This is a genomic window from Roseovarius sp. (genome assembly GCF_018066915.1).
GTDB lineage: Bacteria > Pseudomonadota > Alphaproteobacteria > Rhodobacterales > Rhodobacteraceae > Roseovarius.
Genome location: NZ_JAGPVV010000237.1, coordinates 1 through 10,340, shown reverse-complemented (window position 1 = coordinate 10,340; position 10,340 = coordinate 1). Strand labels below are relative to the sequence as shown.

The window sequence follows — 10,340 nt, the reverse complement described above, 5'->3', positions numbered from 1 at the left end:
CGACATGCCCGCTTTGATCATTTCCTGCCCCTTGCGCACAAGCGCGTCGAAATCGGGTTTGCGATCCGGGGTGCAGGGGGTCAGCAGGGCGGGGATGGTGCCGTGAAAGACGTCTTTCTTCATGGGAAACTCCTTTGGATTGGCGTTGGGCCGGTGGCGGCGGTCAGTGGCCCACAAGGGCCGGGGCCGCGGCGATCCACGGCGGCGGGGTTGTGGGGGCCAGACCAGATTGCGCGGTCAGGGCACATTGCGCAAGCGAGCCAAACCGCACGGCGCGATTGCTGAGGCCGGGGGCATAATGCGCGTATTTGCCGGAGTTGGTCATCAGGACCTCTGCCGTTGGCGGAAAGACCGGCTCGGAAATCGAGCACCAGCAGATATCGGGCACGATGGTCACACCAGCGGCCTCAAGCCGCGCCTTGACGCCATTCGCGGTGATCGTCACCAGCGTGCCGCGCCCGAGGGTGATGATCGTGGCTACATCTGCATGGGTGTGGTGCCCCTCCATCAGATCGGCAAAGACCACACATTCCGCGGCGGAAAAATGCGGGCTGCCGAGTGCGACCAGATCAACCTTGTCGGCCCCCTGATTGAAACCCTGCCAAGCCTGCGCAAAATCCTGCGCCGTGATGCGCGCGTGATCGGCATCGGGCGTGGGGGGCATGTCCGCCTCGGGCGTGATCCCTTTGATATGCATCATCGGTGACGCAGAGGTGGTGCCATAGGCCGCGCATAGCGCCTTGAGATCATCGTCGGAGGGATGCAATCCCTCCAGCCCGCGCAAGAGCGGGATACGGTCAGGGGCAACCTGACCAACGATCCAGCCCAGCATCGGCCAAAAGGCATCGTCGATGCCCTCGGGCACGTCGATGTCGATGATCCGGCGGGCTGCGCGGTTCTGGTCCAGATAGACGCCAGACCGTGCGGCCCGCCCCGTGAGCGCGATGCACAGGTCCATGAAATCAGCATGCTTGACGGTGCGCGCGCCCAAAACCGTGTTGGCGTAGATGACGGCGTTGCTTTCAGCCCAGGCGATATCCTCGCCCGCCGACGGCTTGTCCTCGAGCAGATAGGGCGCACAGGTAAAACTGGGACGCGCACCCATTTCGACATAGGCATCGGCCAGTTGGCTGGCGGGCAAGCCAAAACTCTCGGCCACGCCCTGCGCGCGCCAGTTGGCGTGATCGACCGAAATGGCGTTCATTGTCGTGGGCACCCGCACCCGCCCGCCCTTGTCCGCCATGGCGCGGGCAAAGGTCAGAAAGGCGGGGCTGGCATAGATGCAGCCGTCGATATGCACGCGGGTCACATCCGTCAGGCTTGGCGCACCTTGGGCGGCGGCAAGTGTGGTGATGATCTCCATCGCCAATTGCGCCGCCTCGCCATGGTCCCCGGCCAGAAAGGCGCGGTCAACGTCCGAGAGGGTCAGACCCTCAGAGGCAACAGAGGTCAGCGGCCACTCCAGATCACCCGCCCGCAGATGGGTGCCGGTAATCACGGCATGGGATTCGCGTGCCAGACGGTCGTAGTCAGAGGCTGAGAGGCGCAGAACAGCAATCGGCCTTTCAAAAAGCCGCGTCGCAACAAGCGCGCCCAAGGTGAGGATATCCTCGCCCTCGCGGAAAACCAGCGCCTTGGGCGCGGTTCCGGCAAAGGCCAGTCCCAAGAGCACGCCGCTTCCGGTGCAAGAGCCGCGACTTGTCGGCATCATCACGACGTGACCGGCCAGCGATTGCCCCTGCTGCGGGTGATGCGCGTCGATGATCCGTCCGCTCAGAGGATCAACACCGCCCCAGACGCTCAGCCCCTCGTCGCAGAGCAGGATCGGCCCCTCAACCTCGGCGGCGACAATCAGGTCCGGCATGAGATCACCCTTTGTTGAAGTCTGTCTTGGCGCGGTCCGGCAGGGATTTCGGAAAAATCCGATATTCGGTCTCCCCCTGCGCACTCCGGATTGCTACTGTTGTGCCCAACGTAAATATATGCTTAAACAATCACGACTGGTAAGAAAAGAAAAATTATGGCCGAAACAGAAAAAACCTCAGTCGAGAGCGCGGCGGATGACTGGGATGTCGAGCGTCATCAACTGCGTGCTGATCTTGGTGCGCGGATGAAGGCGGTCCGGCAGGCCTGCGGCTATACGCTCGAAGTGGCGGCGCAGCGCACGGGCCTTGCCCTGTCGACCATCCACAAGATCGAGAACGGACGCGTCTCGCCAAGCTATGAGAACCTGATCAAGATCGCCCGCGCCTATGATATCGGCATGGAGCGGCTCTTTTCCGCGGACCACGACGCCACGCAAACCACCCGCATGACGGTGACGCGCGCAGGCCAAGGCCGCAAGGTGCGCGCCAAGAATTTCGAATACGAGGTGCTGTGCAACGCACTGGCCGAGAAAAAGATCATCCCGCTGGTGACGCTGGTCGAGAAACGCGCGCCCCTTACGCGCGACGAGTTGGAATCACATGACGGCGAGGAAACGCTCTATGTCCTCTCGGGCCGGGTCGAGTTGACGGTCGAGCATTATGAGCCGGTTATCATGGAACCCGGCGATTGCGCCTATTTCGACAGCACGATCAAGCACGGGCTGCGGGCACTCGATGACACCGAGACCAAGGTGTTCTGGGCCTGCACCTATACCGACGTCGACAAATAACCCGCCCAAGCAAAAGGAGACAGCCCGCATGGCCGAGCAGACCGCGATTTCCGTTGATGACCTCTTGGCGCGGGTGACGTCGATTTTCGAGACTTGCGGCGTGCGCCCCGAGAGTGCCGCAGCGGTGGCGCGGGTGATCGTCGCGGGCGAGCGGGATCATTGCAAATCGCACGGCATCTACCGGATCGAGGGCTGTTTGCGGGTGATCGCGGCGGGCAAGGTCGTGCCGGATGCGGTGCCGATGCTGCACGATACAGGACGCGCGGTGATCGAGGTGGACGCGGGCGGCGGGTTTTCCAACCCGGCCTTTGACGCGGCTGTCGATGCACTGGCCGCGCGCGCCCGTGACACGGGCCTTGCCGCACTGGTGATCCGCGATTGCCTACATTTCTCTGCGCTCTGGCACGATGTCGAGGCTTTGGCCGCGCGCGGTCTCGCGTCCTTGTCGATGTGCCCCAGCTATTCCTCGGTCGCGCCCACGGGTGGCAAGGAGCCACTGCTTGGCACCAATCCGATCGCCTTTGGCTGGCCGCGCCCCGGCCCGCATCCCTATGTGTTTGATTTCGCCACCAGCGTCGCTGCACGCGGCGAGATTGAACTCCACCGCCGCGCCGGCACGCCCATCCCCGAGGGCTGGGCAATGGACGCAGATGGCAATCCGACGACCGACCCCGAGGCGGCATTGGCAGGTGCGATGCTGCCCTTTGGCGGGCACAAGGGATCGGCGATTTCGACAATGGTCGAATTGCTGGCCGGTGCCATGCTGGGCGAATTCATGAGCAAGGAAGCTCTGGAGTTTTCCGGCGGCACCAGCCTCTTGCCGCGCCACGGCGCGCTGGTTCTGGCGCTTGATCCGGCCAGCTTTGCCGCCCGCAGCGGGCGCGATCCGATTGCCGAAGGCGAGCGTCTCTTGAGCGCCATCGGGGCACAGGGCGCGCGCCTGCCGTCCGAACGGCGCTTTGCCGCGCGGGCAAACTCTTTGACCAGCGGCATTGTCCTAAGCGATGCAGAACTGGCGCAACTGGCGCGGTTCGAAGCCGAAGGGCTGGCGGCAGTCGCAGGCTGAGCGCCGGGGCGCTCTGGGCACTATAAGCACGCCCCTGCCCCTTACCCGATCCTTGGCCATGTATCCGAGAGGCGATAGCCTCCCGGCCAGGGATCACTTGGGTCGAGCATGTGCTGCGCTGTGCCGGTGATCCACGCCCGCCCGCTGATCTCGGGACGGATGGCATCCCGTCCACCAACCTGAACCCGGCCCAGAATACGCCCGTGAAACTCTGATCCGATGATGGACACGCCGGTAAAGCGGTCGTCCTCGCCCATCTCGCCCCGCGCCGCGAGGATCGCCATGCGCGCCGACACCGCCGTGCCAGTGGGAGAGCGGTCGAGCTTACCCGGTTGGATCGCCACAACGGATTGCGCGCGCAAGGCAGTCCCCTCGCGCGTGATCGGCCCGGCAAAGAGGCAAAAGGAATGATGCGCCCAATCGGGTTTCTCAGGATGCTCGAAGCGGAATTGCGCATTGGCGGCATTGGTGATCCGAATACCAAGCTCTGCGATTTCGCGCGCGTTCCCCTCGACCAGATCGACGCCAAGCGCCACGGGATCGACCACCACGAAGCTATCCCCGCCAAAGGCCGTATCCACAGTAATCTGCCCGACACCCGGCACATCAAGCGGCACGCCCAGACGGCTGGCAAAGGAGGGCAAGTTCTCGACAAAGATGCGCTCGGCCTTGCCGTTGGCGCAGTCCGCGCGCACCCGCACAAGACCGCCCGGCGCCTCAAGCACCATATGCGTCACCGGCTCTTGCATCGGGATAATTCCGCTATCCAGCAGCACCGTAGACACGCAGATCGAGTTTGACCCCGACATCGGCGGCGTATCTTCGGGCTCCATGATGATCCACGCCGCCTGTGCCTCGGGGTGCTTGGGCGGTACCAACAAATTGACATGCCGGAACACACCGCCGCGCGGCTCGTTCAGCATGAAATTGCGCAGGGTCTGATCCTCGGCGATCCATTTGCGCTGCTCCCAGATCGTAGTGCCGGGGGGCGGGGTTACGCCGCCCACGATGACATCCCCCACCTCGCCCTCGGCATGACAGGACACGACATGAATGATCTTGGTGCTGCGCATGGCGTCACTCTTTGGTTGGGGCTGCGCCGGAGGTGATCCGCATGGCAGCATGGCTCTGTCACAGTCGGCGGGATACCCCGCTGTGCAAGCGTTATGCCCTTGGTGTTGCTTGGGCGTCAATCGCGGCGCATCCCCCGCGCGCCCGTCGCTGATCCACGTCAAGGTGGTTGCGATTTGCCGCCCTATGCTAGAGGACAAGACAACAGGCGCATGCCGCGCCACAGACGTCTTGCAATTTGCGAAGGAGCCACGCTTGGCCCCGGCTGACCAGAAACCCGCCCGACAGGACGCGCCCGAAAAGGCGCGGACAGACCTTGCTGTCGCCGTCCCGGTTCCAGTGCGGCACCGGGATGCAACGGCTTCGAAACCCCGCCGCCGTTGGCAATGGGCGGCGGCGGCGCTTGTGGGCTTGGCCGTTGCCGGGCTGGTCTATGCTCAGGTCTGGATGACCCGCCCACCGGTTGTTGTGGTTGAGACGGCGGTGATGGCCCCTGTCACCCGCGTACTGGCAGTCAATGGCCGGATCGCGGCGGTCAATTCGATCGAGGTCACGTCCACTGTTACCGGCACGCTGATTGCCTTGCCCGTGGCCGAGGGCGACCGGGTAGAGGCCGGTCAACTCCTTGCGCAGGTCGATGCCGAGGCACAGAGCGCCAGCGTGCGACAGGCACAAGCCGCCCTTGATGCCGCGCTCGATGCAGAGCGCGAGGCGCAGGCGGAATATGACCGGGCCGACTCTCTCAGCACCACAGTCGCGCGTTCGGTGCGCGACACCTATGGCTATCGGCTTGAGGCTGCGACCCAAGAGGTGGCGCGCCTCAGGGCAGCTCTCGATCAGGCCCGCGTCCTCTTGACCAACCACACGATCCGCGCCCCCGCAGCAGGCAGCGTCGTGATGCTCGATGTCGAGCAAGGTCAGCTTGTCAGCCCCGCCACGCCCATCCTGACGCTGGCCGACCTCAGCGCGCTTTTGGTCGAGGCGGATGTGGACGAGGCCTATGCCACCCAGATCGCGCTCGACCAGCCCGCTGTCCTGCAACTCGCGGGCGAAACCCAGACGCGCTCCGGTCGGGTCAGCTATGTTTCGCAGCGGGTGGATATCGCGACCGGCGGGCTGGCGGTGGAATTGTCCTTTGACACGCCGGTGATGGCCCCGGTCGGCCTGACGGTGGCCACCAACATCATCGTCGAAGAGCGGGACGCGGCCCTGACCGTGCCCCGCACCGCGCTGACCTCGGACGCAGGCGCACCGGGCGTTTTCGTGCTCCGCGACGGCACCGCCAGATTTCAGCCGGTCACAGTGGTGGATTGGCCCCCCGCACGGCTGATCGTCACGGCGGGGCTGGCCGAAGACGATGTGCTGATCACCGAGGCCACGGGCATCACGGATGGTCAGGCCGTGACGGCAGAGCAACCCTGATGCTCTACGCGGTCAAGATCGCGGCGCGCTACCTGACCGCCAGCAAGGCGCAAACGGCCCTTCTGGTGCTTGGGGTGGCGGTGGGCGTCTTTATCTTCATCTTCATGTCGGCGCTCATTGGTGGGCTGGCGCAATTCATCCTGTCGCGCACTGTGGGCGATATCTCGCATGTCACCATCGAGGCCGAACCGGATGATCCCGCCCTCTTGATCTCGCCCAAGGGTCATGTGCTGCTGGTTGCGGAACGTGGCCGCACCCGCACGGCGTCGCTTTCGGAGGCCGCGACATGGCTGCCTCTCATCGAGGCGGTGCCGGGGGTCAAGGCGGTCTCGCCGCAGATCACCGGCGCGGGGTTTCTCACGCGCGGCGCGCAGGTTGAACAGGTCAGCGTGACCGGGGTCGAGCCGGGGCGCGAATCCGCTATCCTCGATCTGGAGGGGTATATGGTCGAAGGGCGCGCACGGCTGGGCGCGGGGCTGATCGTGTTGGGGCGCGAATTGGCCGATGATCTCGACCTGTCGCTCAATCAACCGCTGCGTCTGCAAAGCTCTGAAGGGGTCACGGCGCTGCTCACCCTCTCGGGCATTTTCGAGACGGGCAACGGGGCTTTGGACGGGGCGCGCGCCTTTGTCAGCCTCTCGACCGCGCGCACGCTCTTTGCCATGCCGCAGGGTGTGAGCCAGATCGAGATAAAGCTTTTTGACCTCAACGCCGCTGATGCCACGGCGCTGCGTATTCGCGGGCTGACCGGGCTTGATGCAGTGCCTTGGACAGATGGGGCCGAACAGTTGATGGAGGCGCTGAGCGCGCAGGCGCAGACCGGCTATTTCCTCAAGACCTTCGCGCTCATTACCATCGTGATCGGCGTGGCCTCGGCGCTCTTGCTCTCGACCTACCGCCGCCGCCCGGAAATCGGGATCATGCGGGCCATGGGCGCCGGGCGCGGCTTTGTCGTGTTTGTCTTTGTCACCCAAGGCGCGCTCATCGGGCTGATGGGCGGGATCATGGGCGCGGGCCTTGGGTATCTGGCACTTCTGCCCTTTCCCTCACGCGACGCGTTCGAGCCGGGCACGCTGCCCATGGACATCACCCAAGGCTCTTACGGGCTGGCCATCACCCTGACGGTGATCGGCGCGATCCTCGCCTCGATCCTGCCTGCGCGTTCCGCGGCACGGGTTGATCCGGTCACGGCGATCGGCCAATGACAGCCCTTCTGGAGGTGCGCGATCTGGTCAAGACCTTTGGCACCGGCGAGGCCGCAACCCGCGTCTTGCGTGGGCTTTCGTTGGCGCTTGCGACAGGCGAGATGGCGGCCTTGCTGGGGCCATCCGGATCAGGCAAGAGCACGCTGCTGACCATCCTTGGAACCCTGATGAAACCCACCTCGGGCCAGCATGTGATGCTGGGCGAGGACCTGATTGCCGCCGATGACCGCGCGCTGACCGAGTTTCGCAACGCGCATATCGGATTTGTCTTTCAGTTCCACAATCTCTTGCCGGATTTCACGGCGCTGGAAAATGTGATCTTTCCCACCGCCGTGCGCGAGGGTCGGGAAACCGCCACGGCGCGGGCGCGCGGGCGTGATCTCTTGGCGCGGATGGGTCTGGCGGAGCGGATCAATTTCCCCTCAACCAGCCTCTCGGGTGGGCAGAAACAGCGCGTCGCGGTGGCGCGCGCGCTGATGAACAGCCCGGAACTTGTGCTGGCGGACGAGCCAACAGGCAATCTCGACCGTGTCTCGGCCATGCAGGTGATGGAATTGATTGCCCAGATCAACCGCGAAGAAGGCACAACCTTCTTGATCTCGACCCATGACGACAAGATCGCATCGCTCTGTCGGCGGCAGATCGTGGTGGGGGATGGGATGGTGACAGGCTGATCCGCTTAGGACCAACCCTTCACCATAGCATCACGCCGCTTTGCCATCCTTGAGACCGCATTGCGCACGCAGGCCCAGCATTTGCCGCGCCTCGCCGCATGTGGCCACCGGGCGCGCGTGGCGCGCGCAGATCTCGACCACCCGCCGCACCAACGCGGCATTCGAGGGCGCAAGCGTGTCGCGATCCTGCCGCACGTTATCCTCAAGCCCGGTGCGGGCATGCCCACCCGCCGCGACGGCCCATTCATTGAGCGTGATCTGATGCCGGCCGATCCCCGCCGCGCACCATGGCGCATCCGCACCGAACAGGCGTTTGACCGTGTGGATGTAATAGTCGAACACGTCGCGGTCGACCGGCATCGCGTTCTTGACGCCCATCACGAACTGAACATAGGGCGTGCCAATGAGTTGGCCGTGATCCGCCATCTCCTTGGCCTTGAGGATGTGGCTCAGATCAAACGCCTCGATCTCGGGCTTGACCTCATGGGCGCGCATTTCCCCCGCCAGCCAATCGACCAGATCAGGCGGGTTCTCATAAACCCGTGTGGGGAAATTGTTGGAACCGACCGAAAGCGAGGCCATATCGGGGCGCAAGGACAGCATCGCGCCCCGCGTCTGGCCCGCGCCCGAGCGGCCACCGGTGGAAAACTGCACGATCATGCCGGGGCAATGCGCCTCGATCCCCTCTTTGAGCCGCGCGAATTTGTCGGGGTCAGACGAGGGCGAGCCATCGTCGTTGCGCACATGCGCATGCACGATGGCCGCCCCCGCCTCATAGGCTTCATGGGTAGACTCGATCTGTTCAGCCACGCTGATCGGCACCGCCGGATTGTCGGATTTCTGCGGCAGGCTGCCGGTGATCGCCACGCAAATAATGCAGGGTTTGGTCATGTCAGCCCCTCCTCTCAGGCCGCTTGTGCCGCGGCGCGCGGCATCCGCGCGAGGGCATCAAGGAAAAACGGGCGGACTCCTTGGGGATGTTCACTCATCGGGAAATCGCCCAATTCGTCCATCACCGAGACCGTGGCACCGGGAATGGCCGCCGCCGTGCGTTTCGCATCCTCGGGCGTGCAGGTCAGATCATAGGCCCCCACCAGCAGATGCACCGGGGTTTTGCCGGTGTCGATCTGCCCCATCCGCCCAATCAGGCTATCGTCGCGGGTGTAAAAACTCAGATCGCCACGAAACACCCCCGGCCCCGACTGCATGAACATCCAGAGCGTATTCCAGCGTTCGGCCTTGGGCGCATAGGGCGAGATATTGGCCGAGACGAGCGCCGCGCCCATCTCGCCGCCATGGGCATCGGGACGGTGGAACCAGTCGATGTCATACCACGCGGGCTGAAAATCCGACGCCTCGATGGCGATAAATCCGCTGAACTGCTCAGGATGCAGCGCCGCCAATTGCAGAGCGATACGCCCGCCCATGGAGCAGCCCGCCAGAATGGTGCGCTCGAGCCCCAGCCCCGCGATCACCGCCAGCACGGTCTCGATATAGGCCTCGGTCGTGAGCAGATATTCTTCGGTCTCGAACCCCTCGGGCGGCAGGGATTTGCCATGCCATGGCATGTCAAAGGCGATCAGGCGATGGCCTGCCGTCACCTCGGCGTCAGTCATCAGATGCCGCCATTGCCGCGTATCGGCCCCGGCGGTGTGCAAGCACAGGACGGGGCGCCCCTGCCCCGCCTCCTCGAAATAGATGCGACGCGGGGTGCCTGCGATCTCGATGTTCAGATAACGGCCTGTGATGGGTTCAACGCTCATGCGACACCCTCCTCTGTGTGGCGGGCCAGCGCCATGACCTCTTTGAAAAAGCGCAGGTTCTTGACCAGACAAAGGATGTCGCCGTCCATCCGCCCGCGCCCGATCTTGGCCAGCCCGAAAATGTCGTGAAATCCCGGTGCGGGGCGCGCCTGCCAGAACTGTTCCAGCGCATCGGCATCGGTGCGCAGCGCAAAGCGCCACGGTGTCTTGCGGCTTGGACCGGCCATGACCGAGGTGATCTGCCCCTTGTCGAAGGTCAGATAGATTTCCTCTCCCTCTATCTCGACCAGCACCGTCTCGGAAAACAGCCGTCCAAGGCGCAAGAGATGCGGCTGATCCTTGAGCCGTGCCTCTATCTCGCGAAATCTGTCGATCACCTCTGCCTCCCTCTTGATGCTGCGGATGTGCTAGAGGTGGCATTTAAGAGGCCGGTTGATCCATGCCGGACGGGGTATCACGCGATACCGCCTGCGGCATTGGTTT

Annotated in this window: 10 protein-coding genes and 1 pseudogene; 5 read left to right on the top strand and 6 right to left on the bottom strand. The window is 64.1% G+C overall.

What is annotated here, in order from left to right:
- Positions 1 to 123: pseudogene (locus KBT70_RS13280) on the bottom strand (dihydrodipicolinate synthase family protein); the annotation flags it as partial.
- Positions 124 to 163: 40 nt separating this feature from the next.
- Positions 164 to 1,864 (bottom strand): aconitase family protein, encoded by a 1,701-nt coding sequence (locus tag KBT70_RS13275; RefSeq protein ID WP_296634349.1) that lies wholly within the window; start codon positions 1,862 to 1,864, stop codon positions 164 to 166.
- Positions 1,865 to 2,020: 156 nt separating this feature from the next.
- Between KBT70_RS13275 and KBT70_RS13270 the strand changes: the two genes are divergently transcribed.
- Together KBT70_RS13270 and KBT70_RS13265 are read left to right on the top strand one after the other, a co-directional pair.
- Positions 2,021 to 2,656, top strand: coding sequence for an XRE family transcriptional regulator (locus tag KBT70_RS13270; protein WP_296634346.1), 636 nt, complete (start codon positions 2,021 to 2,023; stop codon positions 2,654 to 2,656).
- 28 nt (positions 2,657 to 2,684) lie between these two features.
- Positions 2,685 to 3,722: an Ldh family oxidoreductase gene (locus KBT70_RS13265; protein WP_296634341.1), complete on the top strand. Its 1,038-nt coding sequence runs from the start codon at positions 2,685 to 2,687 to the stop codon at positions 3,720 to 3,722.
- A gap of 41 nt (positions 3,723 to 3,763) precedes the next feature.
- Here KBT70_RS13265 and KBT70_RS13260 read toward each other — a convergent pair whose 3' ends face one another.
- Entirely contained in the window at positions 3,764 to 4,795 is a 1,032-nt protein-coding gene (locus KBT70_RS13260) for a proline racemase family protein (RefSeq protein WP_296634339.1), read from the bottom strand.
- A gap of 253 nt (positions 4,796 to 5,048) precedes the next feature.
- Between KBT70_RS13260 and KBT70_RS13255 the strand changes: the two genes are divergently transcribed.
- The 3 genes from KBT70_RS13255 to KBT70_RS13245 are packed head-to-tail and all read left to right on the top strand — an operon-like array spanning position 5,049 to position 8,094.
- Positions 5,049 to 6,215: an efflux RND transporter periplasmic adaptor subunit gene (locus KBT70_RS13255; protein WP_296634336.1), complete on the top strand. Its 1,167-nt coding sequence runs from the start codon at positions 5,049 to 5,051 to the stop codon at positions 6,213 to 6,215.
- Positions 6,215 to 7,420, top strand: coding sequence for an ABC transporter permease (locus KBT70_RS13250; RefSeq protein WP_296634332.1), 1,206 nt, complete (start codon positions 6,215 to 6,217; stop codon positions 7,418 to 7,420). Before KBT70_RS13255 ends, KBT70_RS13250 begins: the two co-directional genes overlap by 1 nt.
- Positions 7,417 to 8,094, top strand: a complete 678-nt coding sequence (locus KBT70_RS13245; RefSeq protein WP_296634328.1) for an ABC transporter ATP-binding protein — start codon at positions 7,417 to 7,419, stop codon at positions 8,092 to 8,094. Before KBT70_RS13250 ends, KBT70_RS13245 begins: the two co-directional genes overlap by 4 nt.
- Before the next feature lie 30 nt (positions 8,095 to 8,124).
- Here the strand turns inward: KBT70_RS13245 and KBT70_RS13240 are convergent, their stop codons facing one another.
- The 3 genes from KBT70_RS13240 to KBT70_RS13230 are packed head-to-tail and all read right to left on the bottom strand — an operon-like array spanning position 8,125 to position 10,234.
- The gene (locus KBT70_RS13240; protein ID WP_296634325.1) at positions 8,125 to 8,985 is read right to left on the bottom strand and encodes a 3-keto-5-aminohexanoate cleavage protein; all 861 of its coding nucleotides are present in this window, start codon (positions 8,983 to 8,985) and stop codon (positions 8,125 to 8,127) included.
- Positions 8,986 to 8,999: 14 nt separating this feature from the next.
- Positions 9,000 to 9,857 (bottom strand): alpha/beta hydrolase, encoded by an 858-nt coding sequence (locus KBT70_RS13235; protein ID WP_296634322.1) that lies wholly within the window; start codon positions 9,855 to 9,857, stop codon positions 9,000 to 9,002.
- A complete protein-coding gene (locus tag KBT70_RS13230) occupies positions 9,854 to 10,234 on the bottom strand; it encodes a hypothetical protein (RefSeq protein WP_296634318.1) in 381 nt (126 codons plus the stop codon). Before KBT70_RS13230 ends, KBT70_RS13235 begins: the two co-directional genes overlap by 4 nt.
- Between the last annotated feature and the right edge of the window lie 106 nt (positions 10,235 to 10,340).